The sequence below is a fragment of the Limnospira sp. PMC 1279.21 genome (assembly GCF_032349615.1).
GTDB lineage: Bacteria > Cyanobacteriota > Cyanobacteriia > Cyanobacteriales > Microcoleaceae > Limnospira > Limnospira fusiformis.
Genome location: NZ_JARPLU010000002.1, coordinates 1 through 19,786, shown reverse-complemented (window position 1 = coordinate 19,786; position 19,786 = coordinate 1). Strand labels below are relative to the sequence as shown.

Below are 19,786 nucleotides of genomic sequence, written 5' to 3'. Positions count from 1 at the left end.
CCCCAAATCCTTGAAAACTATATGTGCCTTACATCATTTAATCCTATCATGGATAATTGGCATCGTCAATGGCTAGTGGCTGTGGCGGGTAATTGGGGGTTAAATCTGACACTACAGATTACAGTGCGTTCTTAAGGACGGCCCAATAATCGCCCATCGGTGTTTGAATTGAGTGACAATTGCCCACACTAGGCGGTCTTTGAGTTAAGTTCAGTAAACTGGTGTTGGGATCTAATTTAGGGCGATCGCTTTTCATCCATAGCCACACACGGGGTAAGGAATACCATCCCGATTTTACCCCATCCCGGCGACTGAGAAATCCGGTTTCTTTGTTAAATTTTTGTGAAGAAACACCATATGCTGCTAGAAACCCGGTTTCTTTGCCCCCACCCCAAACGCAGATTTTTATCACTTTATCATTCCCCAGCAGCCGCTAAAACCTCTCTATATAAATTTGAGCCAATCCGAAAATTAGCCTCCCAGATTAAACTATCCATAATCGGTCTAATCTGAGGAATCAAACTCCGACGCTTTGCCACTAGCAAAATTCCTAATAATCCGGTAATCGACAACCACAAATTGATTGCTTCCCTTCGTCCTAACCGTTCATTAATCAATAATTCTTCTGCTTTCACTTCCAATGCCAACCCACTTACAGGAGAAGTATCACTCACAACAATCATAGCCATCCCTTGGCCGTTAAATGCTGGATATCCTCCTGCAATTCCTCCACATCGTAATGAATATTAATGCCCTTCTCTGAGAGAATCTGTTGGAATCTAACCTGCGAGATATTCAGTAACTCGGCTGCCTTACCCAAGCTAATTTTTTCCTGCTGAAACAGCAATAATACCAACTCGATAATTAACTCTTGTTCAGAAAGTCCACTAGCCTTAACAATGTCTGCGGAAATCACTAGACTCATAATCTTGATTTTACCTCTTCGGTGGTTAGCATGGTGCATTTCAGGATATTACCCCCATTTTACCCCATCCCCGCCACTGAGAAACCGGGTTTCTTTGTTAAATTTTTCCTTACCATCTTGAAACAGGGTTTCTTGCATCCCTCACTTCTCCCCCCCTAACGGAGAAACCTGGTTGCGCTCATTCTCTCATTTTACCCCTAAATTATCTCAAAAACCCAGTTTCTTGCCCTTTAACCCTCCTGATAATTCTCAAAAAAATCCATGAAACTTTCAGCTATTTGAATCTGTACCCTCACCTCAGATGCACCAATGCCAACATCTAAATCATAATCACTACGGTTTCGCAAATCCTGGGCATCAATCAAATATCTGTGAAATTCTCGAAAACTTTGATTATCCTTGGCAAATTCCCGACCAAAAGCACTGATGACAGCAGAATGGCTCGAAAAACTTAAATCCTTACCGAGCAAAAATGCACAAGCCACATAAAACATCGCATAATAGGCACGAGACATTGACAGTTCAGCCAGGTTATTTTCTAACAATAAACTTGCCCCCACTAAACTCCGCCGCGCCTTCTCCAACAATAACCGCTGTTCATCCTTGATAAATCAATTCCCTCTCGATGAACATTCAGTAAAAAAGGACTTTTTTCATGATTAAACCGAAAATCCGAAATAAAAGCACGGGAAATAACCGTATCATACGTTAAAGATAATTCCTGAATAAACTCACTCGTCCTCTCAATTTCTTGAGCATAATCAAAACCCTGCCTCAGAACAATCAATATATCAATATCAGAATCAGGTTTGGCTTCCCCTCTCGCCTGAGAACCATATAAGACAATTTGACTCACGCGATCGCCATAATGTACCCCAAACCAACTTTTAATTAACTCGATAATTTCCGATAAATTTTGATGTTTCATTACACAATATTCATCCCTAGCCCAAAAGGTTGATCGAGAACAATGATTAACCGCTCTCCCAAAGCTGATCAATGGTAGCTTAACCGCATCATCCGCCAAGTATCTAGGTAAGGAGTTCTCGAATCCGCGAGAGATAAGACTGCGATCGCTTTTCATCCATAGCCACACACCGGGTAGAGAATACCATCACCATTTTACCCCATCCCCGCCACTGAGAAACCGGGTTTCTTTCTTAAATTTTTGTGAATAAACAGAGATACTGCTAGAAACCCGGTTTCTTTTCCCCCACCCCAAACGCAGATTTTTATCACTTTATTATTCCCCAGCAGCCGCTAAAACCTCTCTATATAAATTTGTCCCAATCCGAAAATTAGCCTCCCAGATTAAACTATCCATAATCGGTTTAATCTAAGTAATCAAGGGTGTTCTGGGTTCAAGATGATAAGTAAAATTGATAGCAGATTACACCCGTTGCGGTAGGGGCGAAAAATTTTTCGCCTCTACAATTTTGTATTCCCTGCAACCAATCCCACCCTATAGAAGACCCGTGGCTTTTCCCCGCAGACTAGCCCTGAAATTTGCTCCTTTTCCTCAATTCTCCATTATCGATTCATTTAAAGCCTCTTGAATCACCTGCTCACTTACCCCGCGCCGCTTCAATCCATCAATAAAACTTAAAACAGGTAGCTGGCGACTTTCCAGATAGTATAAAATAGCCTCATAAGGTGATGGTAACTCAATGGGATGATGTTGTTCTTCATAGACTTCAATCAGGGCTGTCAGAACCTCAAGCCTATCCCCATCATCCGTATTTATAGGCGCATCAAATAACCGTTCAACCTCTGCTAAAGCTTCACGATAATCCGCCTCAGTTTTAATGGGTTTTAATTTCATGGGTTTCACCTCTTTAAATCGTGGTTGCATCAATATTATCATAGTCCTTATGAGTACCAATAAAGCGAATAAAGACAATCCCCAAATCATAACGAACATGAACAATTATCCGGTAATTGTTTCCTTTTATATTAAAAACCACCCGATTATTAGGAAGAATACTGGCATTACCATAAATCGCTTTAATATCTGCTGGGCTTGTCCAGTTCATGCTACGGACATCCTGAAACCAAGCCTTTAATGGTTGTTCAGCATCGGCGTGCAACTGCCAAAACTCTCGTAATGTACTGCGAGCAATAATCCTCACAACAACGTTTTCCCTCAATCATTAATCATCAATTGCAACGCAATAGCTCAGGATAGCACCCCCATTTTACACCATCCCCGCGACTGAGAAACCCAATTTTTTTCTTAAATATTTGTGAAGAAACACCAGATGCTGCTAGAAACCCGGTTTCTTTTCCCGCCTGCCATCCCCTTGTGACTTGAGACTAATCGGCATCCTTAAATCAACTCCGATAGACATCCCGACGATGCCTCACGCGCACAATCCGAACCACCCCAGCCGCCGACTTCTTAAACCGGACAGCATACCCTTCATTTGCGATTCGCTTCTGCCTGGATGTCTTGTTTTAACTCCTCCCAAGACACCTCCTCCTCCTGCTCACGAGCATGAGCCACCAACACATCATAGAAATCTTCCCATAACTCACCCCACTCAGCCAAATCAATTAATACTGCCTGTTTTTCTCCGGCTTCATTCACCACAAATTGAATTCCTTTCATGACTATTTTTCCTCATAAATTAACCGGGTCGGCGAAATCAATCAATTGCCTAATATTCATGGTGATTTCCTGGGTAACAATAGAGATTTTATTTGGGTTTCACACCATTACCGAGATAGTTCCCCCATCCCAGACAACTCCATCCCATTGGCAAAGGTAACGAGTTCTTGAATCCGCTTTCGGCGCAATCAGCTAGTTGCGCGGCTGACCCGTCAAACCAATGGGAATCTTCAGTTAATACATCCAGAATTACATTACTATCTACGAGGAAATCCGTCATTCCTCACCCCGCGTTAAATTCAGAATCTCATCAGTGGTCATATCCCCTGTGGCTTTTCCCCGCAGATTTGCGATTAACGTTGCTCCTTTGGCTGAGGTATTTTGATACCGCCAAGCTAAAAAGTCTAAGAAGATTTTAGCTTCTTCCAGGGCGGGTTGGGGGAGGTTACGCAGAATCGCTAAGATTTCAGTTTCGGTGGTTACCATGATGCAACAGCTTCAGGATAGTATCTCCATTTTACCCCATCCCCATAACTGAGAAACCGGGTTTCTTTGTTAAATTTTTGTTAAAAAACAGAGACTTGGCGAGAAATCCGGTTTCTTTTCCCAGACTTTTTCCCCTTTCCCCTCCCAAAATAGTATAATCAAAGAAATACCCAAGTTGAGGTAAATGATGAGTCCCCTCCTAGAAAAAGTCTTAGCAGAAGTCACCCAACTCGATCGCCAAGAGCAGTTGCAACTCGTCTCCTACTTAATTACCCAGTGGCAACAACAGCCAAACCTATTTGTAGAGCCAAAAATCAGCCGTAAAAATTTATTTGGTTGTATGCAGGGCAAAATCAAGATTGCCGAAGACTTTGACGCCCCCCTTGATGATTTTGCTGAGTATATGTAATGAGATTATTATTAGATACACATATCTTGATTTGGCTGATAGAAGGCAACCCAAATCTTAGCCAAACCGCAAGGCAAGCGATCGAGGATGAAAGCAACACTTTGCACCTAAGTATTGTTAGCCTCTGGGAAATAACCATTAAAACCAGCCTCGGTAAACTCGAACTGGCAATCCCACTAGAACAAATTGTAATCAATTTTATCCTTCCCAGCGGTATTCAAATTCTCCCCATTCAGCTTTCGCACTTATTGATATTACAAACGTTACCCTTCCATCATCGAGATCCGTTCGACCGATTATTGATTTCCCAAGCCAAATCTGAAGGTTTAACCTTGGTATCAGGAGATGGTATGTTTGAGCAATATGAAGTAAAAATACTTTCTTAGTTCATCTCAAACCACCCTCCACCGAGACTCACAAACCTCCCAGAAACCTCCCAGAAACCGGGTTTCTTTAGAAAATATTTGTAAAAGAACAGAGACTTGGCTAGAAACCCGTTTTCTTTTCCCCCACCCCAAACGCAGATTTTTATCACTTTATCATTCCCCAGCAGCCGCTAAAACCTCTGTATATAAATTTGAGCCAATCCGAAAATTAGCCTCCCAGATTAAACGAGCCATAATCGGTCTAATCTGAGGAATCAAACCCCGACGCTTTGCCACTAGCCAAATTCCTAATAATCCCGTAATCGACAACCCCAAATTGATTGCTTCCCTTCGTCCTAACCGTTCATCAATCAATAATTCTTCTGCTTTCACTTCCAATGCCAACCCACTTAAAGGAGAAGTATCACTCACGACAATCATAGCCATCCCTTAGCCGTTAAATGCTGTATATCCTCCTGCAATTCCTCCAAATCGTAATGAATATTGATGCCCCTCTCTGAGAGAATCTGTTGGAATCTAAACTGAGAGATATAGCGACTAATACTTGCAAAATTAATCAATAGCATTTTAAATGACTTTAACCATCCCACAATCCTGATTTAATCGCTTCGATATCCTCTGCTAAATCATCTTGGTCGTATTGCCGAACAACATGATTTTCTCCCAACAGTTTTTGAAACTCCCACAGGGAATAATTCAACAACCGACGGGCTTGACTAAAGGTAAACACCTTATTTTCGTAAAGTTGCATGGCAATTTGTTCTAAAACTGCCGTCTCACCTTGCTCAATTAATTCGATGGAAATTTGTATGTTAATTTCTTGCATCTACCATCACCTCATCATTTCAAAAGACATTCATTCCCCAGCAGCCGCTTGGCAAAGGTAACGAGTTCTTGAATCCGCGAGAGATAAGACTGCACTCCGTGTTCATCCATCGCCACACAGGGGGTAGAGAATACCATCCCCATTTTACACCACAATCCAGAAACCGGGTTGCTTCCACCGACTCATTTTTAACAAAACTTGTCCCAGAAACTGGATAGTTAACACCCATTTGTAAACGCTACCTCAAGTTTGTTCCTGCTCAAAATCCCGAATTTTGTCATATAAACTATCCACTGTTTCATCCGCAAAGGTATCATCTTTAATCAACAAATAATCGCCTGACCCCAGTTGACAAGCCACAACAAATCTAGCAAATTTGACAGGTTCCATGTGAGCGGATAGGATTTTTAGCGCCTCTTCGATAACTTGTCGTTCTTTTGGTAAATTAACCTTCATAATCAACCTCCGTGATCAAATAGGTGGGATTCATAACTGGTAAATCTAGGGCTTGGCAGCGATTAATCAGACGTTTATCGCAGGTGAGAAAATAATCACTCCCAGACGCTTCCGCGCTGGCAATGTGTAAAGCATCTAAAGACTTAACACCCATCTCTTCCAGTGCTTTTGCTCGAAGGCGAATCTCAGGTGTCAGTTTCTGATAGGTCTTGGACAAACTAAGCCAGAGATTGACAGCATTGGCACGCTCAAGACGAGAGTTACGACTATTTTCATAGTCTAAAACACTGGAACTGACCAGAGCAATTTTCTGACTTTCAATCAGGGTTAGAATTAGAAGAAACGCCTGGGTTTCTAAAAATATTTAGACCTGTGATTGATCGTCAAAGGGACGATTTAAAACGCTTGTGTCTAGGTAAATACGCATACCAGACATCTATCTCCAGTCAAGGATTGGTGGGCAAGTTTAGAGTCTCAGTTTCTACTGACGACTGAGTGTTCCTACACACCCTAGTATTTTAGTCCCTGCCCTGAACGTTGAGGCGTTCTTGAATCAGCGAGAGATAAGACTGCGATCGCTTTTCATCCATCGCCACACACCGGGTAGAGAATACCATCCCCATTTTACCCCAAAGAAACCGGGTTTCTGGGGGTCGGGGAATGTCACAGTCATATATTAATCTGGGATGTGGCGATCGCATCCGAGTTATATCGGAGTTATAGGTATGCTTAGGCATTCAGATCCTGATGAGATTTGACCAATATCAGGGTTAGCTATTAGATAAATTTAAGGGATTTTATCAACCCTGTTTCTTGACTACACAGAGACTCAGAAAATAGGTTGATTGCTTAAATCTTATTGAACCAGATATAGATGCTGTAAGAAAACCGATTTCTTGAACCCCACCCACTTTACTATGCTTGATGAAAATTATCTAAAATACTTTTAATTTGCTCCTTAGTAATATCTTCCTGCTCCGATTTACTATAAATCGTCAATAACAAAATGCTGGTTTCTGATTCCAGTAAATAAATAATGCGATATCCAGCACTTTTGCCTTTTTGGATATTACTATTTTTAGCTCTGACCTTGTAAACATAAAGATGATCACCAAAACCCGAAAGGCGATCGCCTAACACCGAGCCTTTTTGGAGTTCCTCTATTAACCCCTGAGTATCAGAGCGAATATTTCGATATTTTTTGGCTAATTTTTTGAGGTTATCACGATATTCAGGTGTGAAATAAATGTTCACTAATTCAGGATTATTCGGCATCAATTCCCTCCCACATTTGTTCTAGGGGAATTCTTCTTCCGGCTTGAGCATCTTGCAACGCTCGGATTAAACTGGCTTGAATTTCCTCAACCGGAGTATCGTCAGCATCCAATTCATCTTCATCAGATATCAAAACGATAACTTTGACCCGAATATCAGGTTTAACTTCTAAAGGTTCATCTAGCAAAATGTGACCCTGATGATTGACTTTTCCCAATACCTCAAATGCCTTCATTGTCTTACCTCAAAATATGTCATACCAATGCTACCTGGGCAAAAGTAACCCAACATTTTTATGTCTGTTATGATTTGATTTTAGCACATTTATCACTCACAAATACGGTTCCGTTCTCTCCTTTTCCCTCCCCACCCTCCCCAAAACTCAGTCAAGTCTGAAACCGGGTTTCTGGGGGTCGGGGAATGTCACAGTCATATATTAATCTGGGATGTGGCGATCGCATCCGAGTTATATCGGAGTTATAGGTATGCTTAGGCATTCAGATCCTGATGAGATTTGACCAATATCAGGGTTAGCTATTAGATAAATTTAACGGATTTTGGCTGATGCTGGTGGGGGAGTAATTCCCCATTGGTTTAGGCGTTTATCTATATTTTGGAGGATGGTAAAATCTCCGGCGGGGAGGGGATGACTGGAACTGCCTAAATAACCATTTGGCGGCGCTTCCTGGGATTCTAGGAAGCTGAAAGCCTGCCGAAAAGCCGGGGGGGTGGCTGTTATCGGTGCGTCAAAATGGCAGGGAATAATCCGGTTAAAATTCCACTCGCAAACACGATCCGCCCAGGCGAGGGTCAGTTGTGGCGAACGATTCAAGATCAGGGTTTGCAGAATGGGAGCCACTAATATATTGCCGTCTCTTCGGAGGGTGTTAAAGGCTTCTTCCCAGCCCGATCGCCACTGGAAGGGAAATAAACCAAAATAGGCTTTTCGAGAGCGATCGCTTGCTTTTAAAGCATCACGGAGAGCTTCTTTGAATGGCACTGGCTCTAATGTATCTGGTTGGAAATACAGGGAAAATAGGGTGATTCGCTGCCATCCTTTTTGGCGGGTGGTCGGGTGATCTGCCACCGTTTGAAAGGCATTATCTCGCGCGTGGAATAACAGAGGATAGGCATCTAGTTCCACTATGGCTGGGGGTTTTTCGGGAATAGAAATTATCGTATCTGTCAGTAATAAAGTTTGCGATCGCCAATGGAAAAAGGCGACTTCCTCAAAGGTTCCTAATCCCAAATCAATCGGGCCTAAAATCGCATAACTAAACTCGCGGGAAAACGGAGTCTCAGAACAATCTGCTGGTAAAATATGGGTACGTTTCGGGGGTAAACCTAACCAACTTAGGGGTAATTTTAACGGATAACTCCATTGATCTGGAGCCACAAAAACCTGAGCTTTCGGAAACTTCCGCGCAAAGGGACCGACAAACACTTTATGCTCAAGACCGGAGGTGGTGGGGAGGATAATATAGCGCACCTCTCCATATTCAGCTACTAACTCATTCACCAGTCTAATACATTCAGGAGTAGGAGCCACAGGAGCATAAACTAATAATCCCCCCATATCCAACCGAATGACGGTCATGCGAATGGGAACCACCACATACAGAATACCTTGGACCTGTTCAAAAGTCCAAATGCGATCGCTGACTACTTCCCGGCGAATAGTCCGACGCTGACTAAATGGGTAGAGGGGGACTAAGGGCCACCATGGCCAACGCCAGTCTGAAGAGTGACTGAGGGGGTTAGGGTGTTCCGGTTGACTTTCCACTGGTATTACGGTTCATAGCACTTATTAGAGGTTATCAGAAACCTGGTTTCTAGGGGAAAATTAGATAATACTCAATCATGATAACTAAGCGATCGCCCTACCAATGTCCACAGCCGCCGATATCCTTATCCTCTCCAACGGTCCGGGAGAACTAACTACCTGGGTGCGACCAGTCCTAGAAGCTATTAGATCTCAAAATAGCCATCTGGATCTGAGAACCTCCCTGATTCTATCACCTTGTCCTAACGCTACCGGTAACGAAGTAGAAATCGGGCGATCGCTTTTAGCCATTGACCGCATTCAGGGTCCCCAACACTTCTGGAAATTTTTACTCTCAGGAAAAACTGCCCAAAATTGGGATTGGCGAGAAAAGGGTTTAGTCTTATTTTTGGGCGGCGACCAAGCCTTTACCCCGATTATTGCCCGCCGCCTGGCATATCAAAGTATAGTTTACGCAGAATGGGATATCCGTTGGTGGCGATGGATTGACAAATTTGCCGTCATGAAACCCGAAACCATTAGCCGTATACCTCACTTATACGCCTCAAAATGCACTGTTATAGGCGACTTGATGGCTGATGTTTCCCCCCCCACCCAGGAGCCAATCCAGCCTTACTCGCTGCTACAGCCACCTCTGACCGAACTTATCGCTCTGCTTCCTGGCTCGAAAATGGCTAAACTGGTTCAGGGTGTGCCTTTGACTTTGGCGATCGCTCAATATATCCACCAGCGCCGCCCTCAAACTCAATTTATCATTCCTGTCGCTCCCACGGTCGAGGTCTCTACCATTGCACAACTGGCTAATCCTGAATATAACCCCATCCTTAGTTATTTCCCCGGTGTGGCGGCGGATCTCCAACAGATAGGTGATCAATTTATCCTACAAACCAAAACTGGCTTAAACGTGAGTCTGTATACTCAAAACCCCGCTTATCCCCTACTTTCCCGCTGCTGTTTCGCTGTCACCACCGTGGGGGCTAATACTGCGGAATTGGGTGCTTTAGCTATACCTATGGTGGTTTTGCTTCCTAGTTATCAACTTGATGCTATGCGTGCGTGGGATGGTATCCCAGGGATTTTAGCCAATTTACCTGGTGTTGGTGGCTTCCTGGCTAAGGGAATTAATAGCCTAGCACTATCGTATATACAACGTACTGGTAAATTATTGGCTTGGCCGAATATTTGGGCCGGAGCCGAAATAGTCCCGGAATTTTTGGGGAGGCTACAACCAGAATTTATTGGCGATCGCATTTTGGAATATTTGCAAAACCCCCACCGTCTCCAAACTATTCGCGATCGCTTGCGACAAGTCCGGGGACAACCTGGAGCCTCTCAAAAATTGGCTAATATGGTACTTGAAATGTTGTCACAATAGTTGGTAAATTGGGATAAATTAGTATCTATATCAGCAACAGGAGATAGGTTAATATGGGATATGCCATTGACGTTAATCAGGATAATTTTCAGGCAGAAGTTATTGATAAATCTTGGGAAAAATTGGTGATGGTCGATTTTTTTGCCACCTGGTGCGGCCCTTGTCAAATCATGAAACCCATACTAGAGCGACTGACCACCGAATACGATTTTATCTTAGCCAAGGTCGATGTAGATCATAATCCTGAATTGGCTAGTCAATATGGTATTGAGGGGGTTCCTGATGTTCGTATGGTTACCAAAGCAGAGGTTAAACCTGGTTTTGTGGGGGCGATCGCTGAACCGCAACTGCGGCAATTATTGGCGGGTTTTAACCTTAAATCAGAGTTAGAAAATGGATTGTCGGCTATTGATAATGCTACTAATTCCGGTAATCTCAAACAAGCTAAAAATTTGTTTGATTTTTTGTTTGAGAAATATCCCAATCATCCCGAACTAATTATTAAAGCTGCTCAGTTTCTGATTTCCGTTAATGAAATTGAAGCCGCCCAAAAAATGTTGGCAACTATTAGACCCGATAACCGAGAGTTTCATGCTAAGGCGCGTGCTGTCGAAAAATTGATTGAATTTCGAGCCGCTGCTGAAAACCCTGGAGAAACCGAAATAGAACAGCTTTATGCTCAAGCCTGCCAGCATATCATTAATGAGGAATATGACGCGGGTCTTTCATTATTTCTAAAGATTGTCGGCATTAGTCGTAAATATCGCGAAGATGGCGCTAGAAAAGCTATGATCGCAGTGTTTGACCTTCTCGGACCAGATCATCCACTTATCCCTCAGTATCGTAAGCAGCTTATGCTACAATTGTATTGATGGTGCTGGATAGGCTATCAACAGTTAAAGCAGTCAGGGTGCCCAAAAACAGCCAAATAGTGAGGAGTAGTAATTAATTGATTCACGGGTGAGGTGGTAACTGGTTAGGCAGCTATCCTAAATTGTTAATAATTACCTTCGTGATGATCTATGAATAAAACACTAGCTATTCTGGGAGAATTGAGCGATCGTGACCTGGACTGGATTATTGCTAATGGTCAGCAACAGCAACTTGAGTCTGGCATGGTTTTAATTACAGAAGGTCAGCTAATTGAAGCCCTTTATATCGTTCTTGATGGTACATTGGTGGCATCAGTAGCCGCCTTGGGAAATCGAGAAGTGGCTACACTCGGTATAGGAGAAGTTATCGGAGAAATGTCTTTTGTTGATGGTCGTATGCCTTCAGCAACAGTTAGCGCCAAAGAACCTTGTTTAGTCTTATCGGTTCCTCGTCAAAAATTATCAGAAAAATTGGAGTGGGATGCTTTGTTTTCTCTGAGATTTTATCGAGCAGTAAGTAAGTTTTTGTCCTATCGTCTCCGAAATACTGTGACCCAGTTTGGTCAACAAAAACCATTACCTTCTGAAACTAATAGTTCTACCACAGAAATTGAGCAATCTCTCGATGAGGACGGATATCGGTTTCGGGAAATTATACAACGTCTGCGAGGTGAATATGTAGTGCCAACCTAAACGGGATGCCTAAGATCCATGGAGAAACTTGGCGATCGCCCTAGGTAGAATTTGAACAAGATCCGGTTTTGGGTTAAAATATTAAAAGCGGATTTAGTCAAGAGTGCTTCCATAATGACAGAGCAGATCAACGAAAAACTCTCCACTCCCAAAAGCCTAGAGGCGATGAAGCGATTCGCCGAACAGTATGCTAAACGAACTGGAACCTATTTTTGTGCGGAACCTTCAGTGACAGCCGTAGTGATTGAAGGACTTGCCAAGCATAAGGATGATTTAGGTTCTCCCCTATGTCCCTGCCGCCACTATGAAGATAAAGAGGCAGAGGTCAAAGATGCTTTCTGGAATTGTCCTTGCATCCCTATGCGGGAACGCAAAGAGTGCCATTGTATGCTTTTCTTAACCCCAGATAATGATTTTGCCGGAGATCAGCAAACCATTGAGATGGAAGTGTTAGAAGAAGCCAGAAAAAGCATGGTTTGAGCTACCATATCACCAGTAACTAGGGAACAGGTAAAAGTTATTTTACCCCCCTCTAACTCCCTCTAACTCCCCCTTATTCACAGGGGGATTATATTATTTATGTAATGTCGCGGGTTGTGCTATAGGTAAGGATAAGACAATGGTTAAAGATATTCCTCCTGAGTTTTGGCAAGGAATTAATGAGTTTAATCAAAGGGAATTTTACGCCTGCCATGATACTTTAGAAGCTATCTGGATGGAAGCCGGAGAACCCGAAAAGCGGTTTTATCAAGGCATTTTACAAATTGCTGTTTCTCTGTATCATCTCAGTAATGATAATTGGCAAGGAGCAGTTATTTTGATGGGGGAAGGAATTTCTCGCCTGGGTTACTATCAGCCGAGTTATTTTGATATTAATGTCGAGAAATTAGTGACGGAAACGGCGACCCTATTAAAGGCTTTGCAAGAATCAGGTAAGGAAAATGTGCAGGATTTTAGAGAAGGTTTGGAAAACCATAAAACTGGGATTTTGCCAACCATTGAAATTTTAGATACTACGTCTTTATAGGTTGAGCGTAATGGATTGAAAAACCACTTGGACAACAGCAAGCTGCTCTCAGGAAGATTCTGTTGACTATCAGAAAGAAACTGACGTAATACTGGTTGCCATACACGGTAAAATCAGAAAATATCCCGCCATTAGCTTGGATTTTTCCAGAGATTGTGTCAAAGTGAATCGGGAAATTAGGTTGTAGGGTAATATGACAAAACTCCGGGTTGCACTGTTATTTGGTGGATGTTCGGGAGAGCATGAGGTGTCCATTACCTCGGCTAAGGCGATCGCCAATGCACTCTCTATAGACCCAAACCCCAGTAAATATGAGGTAGTCCCCATATATATAGAAAAAAATGGGGTGTGGCATAGAGGGACCGAGGCGGAAGCGGTTTTAGAGTCGGGTCAACCCCTAACAGTGACAGGGGAAGTGATACCAAGCGATCGCATTCCTGACCCCGCCACTGTAAAGGATATAGACCTTTGGTTTCCCATTCTTCACGGTCCTAATGGGGAAGATGGCACAGTTCAGGGTATGTTAACCTTAATGCAAGTGCCTTATGTGGGTTCGGGAGTTCTCGGTTCTGCGGTTGGTATGGATAAAATCGCCATGAAAATGGCTTTTTCTCAGGCGGGAATTCCGCAAGTGCGTTATCAAGCAGTGCGGCGTAGTCAAGTATGGTCTAACCCCTGTATTTTCCCGAAATTATGCGATGACCTTGATGCGGCTTTGGGTTATCCCTGCTTTGTGAAACCTGCTAATTTAGGGTCTTCTGTTGGCATTTCCAAAGTGCGATCGCGTCAGGAACTCGAAGCGGCTTTAGATGCTGCGGCTACCTATGATCGGCGAATTATTGTGGAAGCAGGAGTCGAAGCCAGAGAACTAGAATGTGCTGTTTTAGGCAATGATTATCCGAAAGCGTCCGTGGTGGGAGAAATTAGCTATAACAGCGATTTCTACGACTACGAAACTAAGTATACTGATGGCAAAGCTAATCTGATGATTCCAGCGCCTATTGATACAGCGATCGCTTCTAAAGTCCGAGATATGGCGATCGAAGCCTTCCTCGCCGTCGATGCTGCTGGACTAGCGCGGGTAGATTTCTTCTATATCGAAAAAACCGGAGAAGTCTTGCTGAATGAAATCAACACCCTCCCCGGTTTTACCGCTTTAAGTATGTATCCGCAACTGTGGTCAGCCACAGGAATCAGCTTTCCAGAATTGGTAAATCAACTCATTGAATTAGCCCTAGAAAGGCATACCCAAGCCGCTGAAGCCCGCTAATTTACTGCCCAAATACCCCCCATAAATCTGCCTTGAAAGACCTGGTAAGGTGGTAATCATCCCCCCCCCTTAGCTGGGGGGGTTAGTGGTCGTTAAATCGCCGGATTCAGGGCGGAAAATCGCAATTTAGCTTAACCCTAGCCAAGCTAGTAGTCCCTGTTTGGTGAAATATTCGATCGCCAAAGTAATCACAAACCCAATCATCGCCGCGCGACCATTGAGGCGTTCCGAATAGGAGTTAAACCCAAATTTGGGTTCTTGTAAGTTGGGGGTTGTAGTTGGTTGAGGGGTTTCTGTCATTAGATGTTGAGTCCTGAGAGCATCACATTCAATTATAATATAATAATTTGTGTCTTGGCGACAGAGAACAGACAAACATAGAGGGGGAGGATAGAATAACCCATCAATAGATAGTCATTATTAGGATGATTAGATTTAACTATATCCCATCAGGTGATCAAACAAAAATCGGGAGCCAACCACACCCCCACCGCAGCCGATTAAATTAAACCACAGTCTTTTAGTCGTTGGGTGATGGTTTCCAAGTGTAGCCACCATTTACCCCCATTCATTACCCAAATGCGGGTGGGAAGGTGTCCTGTAGGAATATTCAAATTATAGCGAAAGCCGAGTGAGGGGTCGTGTCCGATAGACTTTAGCCAACCGACGCGATCGCAAAATTTCCCATAGTCTGACTCTTCCTGTAGATAAATTTGGGCTTGAATACTAAACCCAAAGCGATGATTACTATACTTAACCCATAAGTTATCTAAGATGGTCAAATCTTCACAAGGTAACTTATTCAAATCGCTATAATGTAAGTAGGGTCGTCCGCCTTTACCTAACGCGCGACATAACATAATCCAGGTTTCTCGGTCAGCTTCTCGCCATCTATGAGTCGCTAATAATTGCTGTAACTGTCCATAGTCTACACCATTCTCGGAAGCCAAATCTTCATCATCTGGGGGTTGAGTTAATGCGGGTATGATTCGCCCTAACATTGCCTGAAAATGACCCTTTAAATTGTCAGTTAAATTCGCAGGTTGAGATGATGGGGGGGAGGTTTTATGCTTCCTAGTTTTTGAGGCTTTATGGGCGGTTTTAGGTGGGGACTGAGGTTTGAGAACTTTCTGGGTGGGAGGGGAGGTCTTGGGGGGTGATGTGGAGATAGCCGCTAACACTTCCGCCGCCGAATTATAGCGCTGTAGGATTTGATTATTGACTAATTTATCAAGGACTTTTCCTAATTTATCGCTAACCATACGTTCGGGGGATAAAAAATCGCGCCAAACCCATTTTTCGAGGACGGTATCATATAAATTCCAGGGGGAAACTCCGGTAAGTAAATATAAACAAGTTGCGCCTAAACTATATAAATCACTAGCTGGAAATACTCGCCCGCGAGTTTGTTCTGGTGCCATAAATTCGGGGCTACCGATAATAGTTCCTGTGCGACTAATGGTGGTGGCTGTTAGTAACTTAGCCACGCCAAAATCAATTAATACTATCAGACCATTTTCGATTATTTGAGATTCCGAATTTATCGATTTTCCCGAGGGTCGAGGGGGTGGCGGCGGTAATGGTACAGGGCGATCGCGAATTGACTTTGAGGATAAATTACCTATCGCTGCACTGGTGCGAGTTTCCCCTATGGTATCTGGGTTATTAAAAGCTATAGGAGAGGGTGGTAAAGGGTGTCTAAGACGGCGACGGATGAGGTTGGCTGGCTTGATGTCTCGGTGAATAATATCGCGATCGTGAACAAATTTAAGCACTGGTAATAAATCTCGTAATATCTGCCAAATTTTGGGTTCATCAAATAATCCATCGTGTTCAAATTCTTGTAATAACGTTTTCCCCGGAATATACTCTTGAACTAATAGCAAAAGTTGATGTTCTTCAAAATAAGCTAATAGCCGGGGAATTTGAGGATGTTCCCCCAAACAATCTAAGCGCACCGCCTCTTGATTAAATAACTTGACAGCATGATTATAGCTGGCATTTTTTTCGGGAAAATCAAACTCTTTAATTACACAATGAGGATGGGATGGTCTGCTTTCATCTCTCGCCAAAAAAGTCCGACCAAATCCCCCTTGTCCAATGGGTTGTAGGGGGCGATAACGGTTGTGTAACAACAGGGAAAATCCACAACTCTGACAGTATTTTTCCTGGTCAGAATTTTGGGGTTGTAAACACTTGGGGTTAATACAATAACTCATGTTTTTTTGTATGTTAACAGCATTTTCTAATCAGGCAATTTATCCAAATTTACGGCGGGACGGGAAAATTTCGGCTGTCGGTTATAACGCTAGTCTCAGGCGGTTTTGAGAGGCTTTGAGGGCGGACTGGGGGGATTGTCCTAATAGTGTAGCCTCGATCGCTCTACCCAAATTTTCGGAAATGCGACTATATCCCGCAATATTCGGACGAGATACCGCCCAATTCATCTGCTGTAAAAAGACATTCAAAGCTGGTTGTTTAGCCACATATTCTTGATAACGGGGGTCAAGGCGAGTTGTTAAATTAATCGGCAAATATCCGGTTCCTAAACTCCACTCCGTTTGAAATTCCGATCCGACTACATATTCGAGAAACTCTAAGGCGGCTTTTTCTCGGTCTGGGGTGGTTTTCATCACAAACAAATTTTCACCCCCAACTACCGCCGCCTGTTGATTTTCCGCCGGAATAGGAAACACTCCATAATCAATACCAATTTGGTCGAGATAACCTAAAGTCCAAGGTCCGGTAATTTGCATCGCTACCCTACCAGAAATAAAGTTATCCTGTTCATAACCTCTTTCCGGTGCGGAGAGAATTGCTGAACCATCTTCTATCAAATTTGACCAAAATTCTAAGGCGGCGATCGCCCCAGGATTAACTAAATTGGCTTCACCATTTCTGACTAATTCTCCACCCGCACTATACATAAATGGTAGCCAGGTAAATACCGTCCATTCCCCTTTACCTAGGGGTAATACTATCCCATACTTCTCCCCTGCTGCTGTCAATTTGGCGGCGGTTTCTCGGAACTCTGACCAAGTGGAAGGTATGGTCTCAATTCCGGCGGCTGCAAATAAACTCGGACGATAAAAAATGGCTGTATTATTAGTTGCCATAGGTACAGACCAAATCTGATTTTCTAATTCCATTCCTGTCCATAAAGCCGGATCAATTTCTGCCTTTACCGGGGAGTTATTTAACCAATCTTGAATCGGTTTAATGGCATCTAGTTCTACCAGTTGACCTGTAATAATTGGTGTATACCATAAAATATCTGGCGGCGCATTTCCGACTACTGCGGTTAAGATTTTCGGCATTTGTTGATCAGGTTGACCTATATAAAGCGCTTCTACCTGAATATGGGGATGGTCTTGATTAAAGCGATCGACTAACTTTTGGAAAACATCCCGGTTGGGTGGGGGATTAATTCCATGCCACAAAGTTAGGTTAATCACTCCCTCTGTTGTCGGGGGTTGAAATTGACAACCACCCACTAATATACATAAACCTAAAATTAGGACAATTTTACTCCACCATTTTAACGGGCTACTTGAACGGTGATTATCTGGAGATTTTGCCATGGTTTTATGCCTCGTTTTTGGGCTACAGTTGGGTTTGTTGTTGTACTAAATCTTCAGTCAGAGTTGCTAGTTTTTTTAAGTCCGCTTCTAATTCCCGCGCCCTTTGTTTATAGGTTTGTTTACGTTTTAGTGCCTCCCTGGCTAGGTCTTCCCGGTTTTGCTTCATGGCGTTAATTGCTACTTGATGCCAGGATTTCATTTCGGCTAAGGCTTCTTGATATTGGGGTTGAATATCATTCCACGCGGTTCTAATATCGGTTAAGGCATTATTAATTAACTGCGGTAAATTATCGTTGGGCGCTGTTCGTAAGGCTTTGGCGATCGGGTCCTCTAAACTGTCAACATTTATATGGTTGATGACTGGAATAAAATCACGAATTTGTCGGCTATCACTCACTCCGGTTACACACCAGGTGGCAAAATGTTCACAGTTATTAAATAGTAGATTATATTTGCGTTCCCCTAGCCTACTTTCTCCCCTTTGTATGGTGGTCTCGGGAATATAGCGGACTGGATAACTGCGAATATAAACTGGTTTACCTTTGCTAAAAGTTCTCAAGGATGTTCGTTCAATGGTTTCGCTGGGTTTGCGGTAATGGATAACTGTCCCGTCTCCACAGTCAATACCGTGATGTTCGTAGACTCCATCCATATTCAGAAATTCCCGGTAAACATAAATCTGATCTCCTCGCGCCATAGGACTCCACCTAACAAACCATTATCCTTCATAGTTTGACATAATTTAGTTGAGTTGACAGCGAATTGGTGATTATACCACAAACAGTGAAAACAGTCAACTGCGATCGCCTCATTTACTGGGGGATTTCCTCAACAATATACTATCAGGGAGGTGATTTAGATTCGAGGGTTAACCGTCAAGACTTGGTTAACAAGATTATACCATTAAATAAATCTTTAGTTTTGACAGGGAATCATTGTTATATAATGGGAGGAAAGGCTTTTGACATTATACTTAAACTTTTGAACAGGTCAAGGGCTGAATACGCCCATTGACAAACCATCAAAGGGCGCGAGTCCCTCAGTGAATTGATGAGGTAAGCCAGTCGGGTAATTTTGGCCAGTCCATAGAGTTTTTTGGTATATAGGCGATCGCCATAATTGGGCTGCACAAAGCTAATATTTCACTCTATTATATTATTGAATTTAACCCAGATTTCAATAAGCATCAAGGAGAATAATTATGTGTCTTAATGAAACCTCCCCAGCTACCATTCTCGCAGTGGATGATAGTCTAGTAATCCAAAAAATGGTGCGACAAACCCTAGGGGAAAATTATCGAATTTTAGTAGCCAGCAATACCCTAGAAGCCTTGGGACAATTACATCATGATTCGATTGATTTAATGTTGTTAGATATTGCTATGCCGGGTGTAGATGGCTTAGAATTATGTCGAATTATTAGGCGGACTCCCCATTTAGAAAAGTTACCGATTATCATGTTAACTGCTAGGGATACTGTCTGCGATAAAATTGAAGGGCGTTTAGCCGGCGCTACTGAATATTTAACTAAACCTTTTGACCCAGAACAACTACAAATAACTGTGCATAAAATTCTGACTGTAGCCGGACAAATGCAGTAGTTACATAGAGATACTTATCAATATATACTAAGTAATAAGTCGCCCCCAAAATGGGGGTTAAGGCGGGTTGATTAATATGGTAGGTGGTCAATGTAATTAACAGCTTTAGCCTCCCGCATCATCATATCATTATCCATTACCCTAAATCCCCCTGCCAAAAAGAACGCGATCGCGCCTTTGCGAAACTCCGGGAATTGGGTATCGATCCAGAAAC

31 protein-coding genes are annotated in these 19,786 nt (G+C 43.0%); 9 read left to right on the top strand and 22 right to left on the bottom strand.

Annotated features, from left to right (window positions below):
- Positions 1–416: 416 nt before the first annotated feature.
- The 9 genes from P5683_RS00520 to P5683_RS00480 all read right to left on the bottom strand — a co-directional run bounded on the left by P5683_RS00520 (position 417) and on the right by P5683_RS00480 (position 4,019).
- Positions 417–689, bottom strand: coding sequence for a DUF3368 domain-containing protein (locus tag P5683_RS00520; protein WP_315638559.1), 273 nt, complete (start codon positions 687–689; stop codon positions 417–419).
- The gene (locus P5683_RS00515; protein ID WP_039933777.1) at positions 680–925 is read right to left on the bottom strand and encodes a UPF0175 family protein; all 246 of its coding nucleotides are present in this window, start codon (positions 923–925) and stop codon (positions 680–682) included. The genes P5683_RS00520 and P5683_RS00515 overlap by 10 nt, the downstream gene beginning before the upstream one ends.
- A 230-nt stretch (positions 926–1,155) precedes the next feature.
- Complete coding sequence (locus tag P5683_RS00510) at positions 1,156–1,485, bottom strand: HEPN domain-containing protein (protein WP_315645419.1); 330 nt, start codon at positions 1,483–1,485, stop codon at positions 1,156–1,158.
- Positions 1,485–1,853: a nucleotidyltransferase domain-containing protein gene (locus tag P5683_RS00505; RefSeq protein WP_315638561.1), complete on the bottom strand. Its 369-nt coding sequence runs from the start codon at positions 1,851–1,853 to the stop codon at positions 1,485–1,487. The genes P5683_RS00510 and P5683_RS00505 overlap by 1 nt, the downstream gene beginning before the upstream one ends.
- A gap of 591 nt (positions 1,854–2,444) precedes the next feature.
- Complete coding sequence (locus P5683_RS00500) at positions 2,445–2,747, bottom strand: type II toxin-antitoxin system HigA family antitoxin (RefSeq protein ID WP_006670551.1); 303 nt, start codon at positions 2,745–2,747, stop codon at positions 2,445–2,447.
- 13 nt (positions 2,748–2,760) lie between these two features.
- On the bottom strand, positions 2,761–3,054 hold the full coding sequence (locus P5683_RS00495; protein WP_006622881.1) for a type II toxin-antitoxin system HigB family toxin: 294 nt from the start codon (positions 3,052–3,054) through the stop codon (positions 2,761–2,763).
- A 290-nt stretch (positions 3,055–3,344) separates the two neighbouring features.
- Positions 3,345–3,533, bottom strand: coding sequence for a hypothetical protein (locus tag P5683_RS00490; RefSeq protein ID WP_006622878.1), 189 nt, complete (start codon positions 3,531–3,533; stop codon positions 3,345–3,347).
- A gap of 88 nt (positions 3,534–3,621) precedes the next feature.
- Positions 3,622–3,813 carry a hypothetical protein gene (locus P5683_RS00485; RefSeq protein WP_006622876.1) on the bottom strand — a complete coding sequence of 64 codons (192 nt, stop codon included), beginning with the start codon at positions 3,811–3,813 and terminating at the stop codon, positions 3,622–3,624.
- A complete protein-coding gene (locus P5683_RS00480; protein WP_006622874.1) occupies positions 3,810–4,019 on the bottom strand; it encodes a hypothetical protein in 210 nt (69 codons plus the stop codon). The genes P5683_RS00485 and P5683_RS00480 overlap by 4 nt, the downstream gene beginning before the upstream one ends.
- Positions 4,020–4,203: 184 nt before the next feature.
- On the opposite strand from P5683_RS00480, the gene P5683_RS00475 reads away from it, so the two are divergent.
- Complete coding sequence (locus P5683_RS00475; RefSeq protein ID WP_006622871.1) at positions 4,204–4,428, top strand: DUF2281 domain-containing protein; 225 nt, start codon at positions 4,204–4,206, stop codon at positions 4,426–4,428.
- Complete coding sequence (locus P5683_RS00470; protein ID WP_006670553.1) at positions 4,428–4,814, top strand: type II toxin-antitoxin system VapC family toxin; 387 nt, start codon at positions 4,428–4,430, stop codon at positions 4,812–4,814. Before P5683_RS00475 ends, P5683_RS00470 begins: the two co-directional genes overlap by 1 nt.
- Before the next feature lie 153 nt (positions 4,815–4,967).
- Here the strand turns inward: P5683_RS00470 and P5683_RS00465 are convergent, their stop codons facing one another.
- The 9 genes from P5683_RS00465 to P5683_RS00425 all read right to left on the bottom strand — a co-directional run bounded on the left by P5683_RS00465 (position 4,968) and on the right by P5683_RS00425 (position 9,154).
- Positions 4,968–5,240 (bottom strand): DUF3368 domain-containing protein, encoded by a 273-nt coding sequence (locus tag P5683_RS00465; protein WP_008056114.1) that lies wholly within the window; start codon positions 5,238–5,240, stop codon positions 4,968–4,970.
- A complete protein-coding gene (locus P5683_RS00460; RefSeq protein ID WP_006622865.1) occupies positions 5,231–5,380 on the bottom strand; it encodes a UPF0175 family protein in 150 nt (49 codons plus the stop codon). Before P5683_RS00460 ends, P5683_RS00465 begins: the two co-directional genes overlap by 10 nt.
- Before the next feature lie 11 nt (positions 5,381–5,391).
- A complete protein-coding gene (locus P5683_RS00455) occupies positions 5,392–5,640 on the bottom strand; it encodes a UPF0175 family protein (RefSeq protein ID WP_006622863.1) in 249 nt (82 codons plus the stop codon).
- Positions 5,641–5,883: 243 nt separating this feature from the next.
- Complete coding sequence (locus P5683_RS00450) at positions 5,884–6,096, bottom strand: hypothetical protein (RefSeq protein WP_006670555.1); 213 nt, start codon at positions 6,094–6,096, stop codon at positions 5,884–5,886.
- Positions 6,086–6,397, bottom strand: a complete 312-nt coding sequence (locus P5683_RS00445) for a PIN domain-containing protein (RefSeq protein WP_280949153.1) — start codon at positions 6,395–6,397, stop codon at positions 6,086–6,088. The genes P5683_RS00450 and P5683_RS00445 overlap by 11 nt, the downstream gene beginning before the upstream one ends.
- Before the next feature lie 217 nt (positions 6,398–6,614).
- Entirely contained in the window at positions 6,615–6,833 is a 219-nt protein-coding gene (locus tag P5683_RS00440; protein WP_315638568.1) for a hypothetical protein, read from the bottom strand.
- Positions 6,834–7,011: 178 nt separating this feature from the next.
- The gene (locus tag P5683_RS00435) at positions 7,012–7,371 is read right to left on the bottom strand and encodes a type II toxin-antitoxin system RelE/ParE family toxin (protein ID WP_006622859.1); all 360 of its coding nucleotides are present in this window, start codon (positions 7,369–7,371) and stop codon (positions 7,012–7,014) included.
- Entirely contained in the window at positions 7,361–7,606 is a 246-nt protein-coding gene (locus P5683_RS00430; RefSeq protein ID WP_006622858.1) for a hypothetical protein, read from the bottom strand. Before P5683_RS00430 ends, P5683_RS00435 begins: the two co-directional genes overlap by 11 nt.
- A 312-nt stretch (positions 7,607–7,918) precedes the next feature.
- Positions 7,919–9,154 carry a DUF4336 domain-containing protein gene (locus tag P5683_RS00425; protein WP_046318783.1) on the bottom strand — a complete coding sequence of 412 codons (1,236 nt, stop codon included), beginning with the start codon at positions 9,152–9,154 and terminating at the stop codon, positions 7,919–7,921.
- Positions 9,155–9,257: 103 nt separating this feature from the next.
- Between P5683_RS00425 and P5683_RS00420 the strand changes: the two genes are divergently transcribed.
- From P5683_RS00420 to P5683_RS00395, 6 genes are all read left to right on the top strand, one after another.
- Positions 9,258–10,529 carry a lipid-A-disaccharide synthase gene (locus tag P5683_RS00420; protein WP_315638572.1) on the top strand — a complete coding sequence of 424 codons (1,272 nt, stop codon included), beginning with the start codon at positions 9,258–9,260 and terminating at the stop codon, positions 10,527–10,529.
- 53 nt (positions 10,530–10,582) lie between these two features.
- The gene (locus tag P5683_RS00415; RefSeq protein ID WP_315638574.1) at positions 10,583–11,401 is read left to right on the top strand and encodes a tetratricopeptide repeat protein; all 819 of its coding nucleotides are present in this window, start codon (positions 10,583–10,585) and stop codon (positions 11,399–11,401) included.
- Positions 11,402–11,551: 150 nt separating this feature from the next.
- Positions 11,552–12,094, top strand: coding sequence for a cyclic nucleotide-binding domain-containing protein (locus P5683_RS00410; RefSeq protein WP_315638575.1), 543 nt, complete (start codon positions 11,552–11,554; stop codon positions 12,092–12,094).
- A 114-nt stretch (positions 12,095–12,208) separates the two neighbouring features.
- Complete coding sequence (locus P5683_RS00405; RefSeq protein ID WP_006617433.1) at positions 12,209–12,574, top strand: ferredoxin thioredoxin reductase catalytic beta subunit; 366 nt, start codon at positions 12,209–12,211, stop codon at positions 12,572–12,574.
- A 139-nt stretch (positions 12,575–12,713) separates the two neighbouring features.
- The gene (locus P5683_RS00400) at positions 12,714–13,121 is read left to right on the top strand and encodes a DUF309 domain-containing protein (protein WP_006622852.1); all 408 of its coding nucleotides are present in this window, start codon (positions 12,714–12,716) and stop codon (positions 13,119–13,121) included.
- Between the two features lie 193 nt (positions 13,122–13,314).
- Entirely contained in the window at positions 13,315–14,391 is a 1,077-nt protein-coding gene (locus P5683_RS00395; RefSeq protein WP_006670563.1) for a D-alanine--D-alanine ligase family protein, read from the top strand.
- Between the two features lie 126 nt (positions 14,392–14,517).
- Here P5683_RS00395 and P5683_RS00390 read toward each other — a convergent pair whose 3' ends face one another.
- The 4 genes from P5683_RS00390 to P5683_RS00375 form a co-directional block, all read right to left on the bottom strand.
- A complete protein-coding gene (locus P5683_RS00390) occupies positions 14,518–14,691 on the bottom strand; it encodes a hypothetical protein (RefSeq protein WP_006622850.1) in 174 nt (57 codons plus the stop codon).
- Between the two features lie 200 nt (positions 14,692–14,891).
- Positions 14,892–16,610 (bottom strand): serine/threonine-protein kinase, encoded by a 1,719-nt coding sequence (locus P5683_RS00385; RefSeq protein ID WP_315638585.1) that lies wholly within the window; start codon positions 16,608–16,610, stop codon positions 14,892–14,894.
- A gap of 81 nt (positions 16,611–16,691) precedes the next feature.
- On the bottom strand, positions 16,692–17,972 hold the full coding sequence (locus P5683_RS00380) for an ABC transporter substrate-binding protein (RefSeq protein ID WP_006622847.1): 1,281 nt from the start codon (positions 17,970–17,972) through the stop codon (positions 16,692–16,694).
- Between the two features lie 22 nt (positions 17,973–17,994).
- A complete protein-coding gene (locus tag P5683_RS00375) occupies positions 17,995–18,669 on the bottom strand; it encodes a lecithin retinol acyltransferase family protein (RefSeq protein WP_008056100.1) in 675 nt (224 codons plus the stop codon).
- A gap of 504 nt (positions 18,670–19,173) precedes the next feature.
- Between P5683_RS00375 and P5683_RS00370 the strand changes: the two genes are divergently transcribed.
- A complete protein-coding gene (locus P5683_RS00370; RefSeq protein ID WP_006622844.1) occupies positions 19,174–19,572 on the top strand; it encodes a response regulator transcription factor in 399 nt (132 codons plus the stop codon).
- The last annotated feature ends 214 nt before the right edge of the window (positions 19,573–19,786 follow it).

Bases quoted from the DNA above. Each gene is read 5' to 3' on its own strand.
- P5683_RS00520 (WP_315638559.1), bottom strand. From the start codon at position 689: ATGGCTATGATTGTTGTGAGTGATACTTCTCCTGTAAGTGGGTTGGCA.
- P5683_RS00515 (WP_039933777.1), bottom strand. From the start codon at position 925: ATGAGTCTAGTGATTTCCGCAGACATTGTTAAGGCTAGTGGACTTTCT.
- P5683_RS00505 (WP_315638561.1), bottom strand. From the start codon at position 1,853: ATGAAACATCAAAATTTATCGGAAATTATCGAGTTAATTAAAAGTTGG.
- P5683_RS00500 (WP_006670551.1), bottom strand. From the start codon at position 2,747: ATGAAATTAAAACCCATTAAAACTGAGGCGGATTATCGTGAAGCTTTA.
- P5683_RS00490 (WP_006622878.1), bottom strand. From the start codon at position 3,533: ATGAAAGGAATTCAATTTGTGGTGAATGAAGCCGGAGAAAAACAGGCA.
- P5683_RS00485 (WP_006622876.1), bottom strand. From the start codon at position 3,813: ATGACGGATTTCCTCGTAGATAGTAATGTAATTCTGGATGTATTAACT.
- P5683_RS00480 (WP_006622874.1), bottom strand. From the start codon at position 4,019: ATGGTAACCACCGAAACTGAAATCTTAGCGATTCTGCGTAACCTCCCC.
- P5683_RS00475 (WP_006622871.1), top strand. From the start codon at position 4,204: ATGATGAGTCCCCTCCTAGAAAAAGTCTTAGCAGAAGTCACCCAACTC.
- P5683_RS00470 (WP_006670553.1), top strand. From the start codon at position 4,428: ATGAGATTATTATTAGATACACATATCTTGATTTGGCTGATAGAAGGC.
- P5683_RS00465 (WP_008056114.1), bottom strand. From the start codon at position 5,240: ATGGCTATGATTGTCGTGAGTGATACTTCTCCTTTAAGTGGGTTGGCA.
- P5683_RS00460 (WP_006622865.1), bottom strand. From the start codon at position 5,380: ATGCTATTGATTAATTTTGCAAGTATTAGTCGCTATATCTCTCAGTTT.
- P5683_RS00455 (WP_006622863.1), bottom strand. From the start codon at position 5,640: ATGCAAGAAATTAACATACAAATTTCCATCGAATTAATTGAGCAAGGT.
- P5683_RS00450 (WP_006670555.1), bottom strand. From the start codon at position 6,096: ATGAAGGTTAATTTACCAAAAGAACGACAAGTTATCGAAGAGGCGCTA.
- P5683_RS00440 (WP_315638568.1), bottom strand. From the start codon at position 6,833: ATGCCTAAGCATACCTATAACTCCGATATAACTCGGATGCGATCGCCA.
- P5683_RS00435 (WP_006622859.1), bottom strand. From the start codon at position 7,371: ATGCCGAATAATCCTGAATTAGTGAACATTTATTTCACACCTGAATAT.
- P5683_RS00430 (WP_006622858.1), bottom strand. From the start codon at position 7,606: ATGAAGGCATTTGAGGTATTGGGAAAAGTCAATCATCAGGGTCACATT.
- P5683_RS00420 (WP_315638572.1), top strand. From the start codon at position 9,258: ATGTCCACAGCCGCCGATATCCTTATCCTCTCCAACGGTCCGGGAGAA.
- P5683_RS00415 (WP_315638574.1), top strand. From the start codon at position 10,583: ATGGGATATGCCATTGACGTTAATCAGGATAATTTTCAGGCAGAAGTT.
- P5683_RS00410 (WP_315638575.1), top strand. From the start codon at position 11,552: ATGAATAAAACACTAGCTATTCTGGGAGAATTGAGCGATCGTGACCTG.
- P5683_RS00405 (WP_006617433.1), top strand. From the start codon at position 12,209: ATGACAGAGCAGATCAACGAAAAACTCTCCACTCCCAAAAGCCTAGAG.
- P5683_RS00400 (WP_006622852.1), top strand. From the start codon at position 12,714: ATGGTTAAAGATATTCCTCCTGAGTTTTGGCAAGGAATTAATGAGTTT.
- P5683_RS00395 (WP_006670563.1), top strand. From the start codon at position 13,315: ATGACAAAACTCCGGGTTGCACTGTTATTTGGTGGATGTTCGGGAGAG.
- P5683_RS00390 (WP_006622850.1), bottom strand. From the start codon at position 14,691: ATGACAGAAACCCCTCAACCAACTACAACCCCCAACTTACAAGAACCC.
- P5683_RS00385 (WP_315638585.1), bottom strand. From the start codon at position 16,610: ATGAGTTATTGTATTAACCCCAAGTGTTTACAACCCCAAAATTCTGAC.
- P5683_RS00380 (WP_006622847.1), bottom strand. From the start codon at position 17,972: ATGGCAAAATCTCCAGATAATCACCGTTCAAGTAGCCCGTTAAAATGG.
- P5683_RS00375 (WP_008056100.1), bottom strand. From the start codon at position 18,669: ATGGCGCGAGGAGATCAGATTTATGTTTACCGGGAATTTCTGAATATG.
- P5683_RS00370 (WP_006622844.1), top strand. From the start codon at position 19,174: ATGTGTCTTAATGAAACCTCCCCAGCTACCATTCTCGCAGTGGATGAT.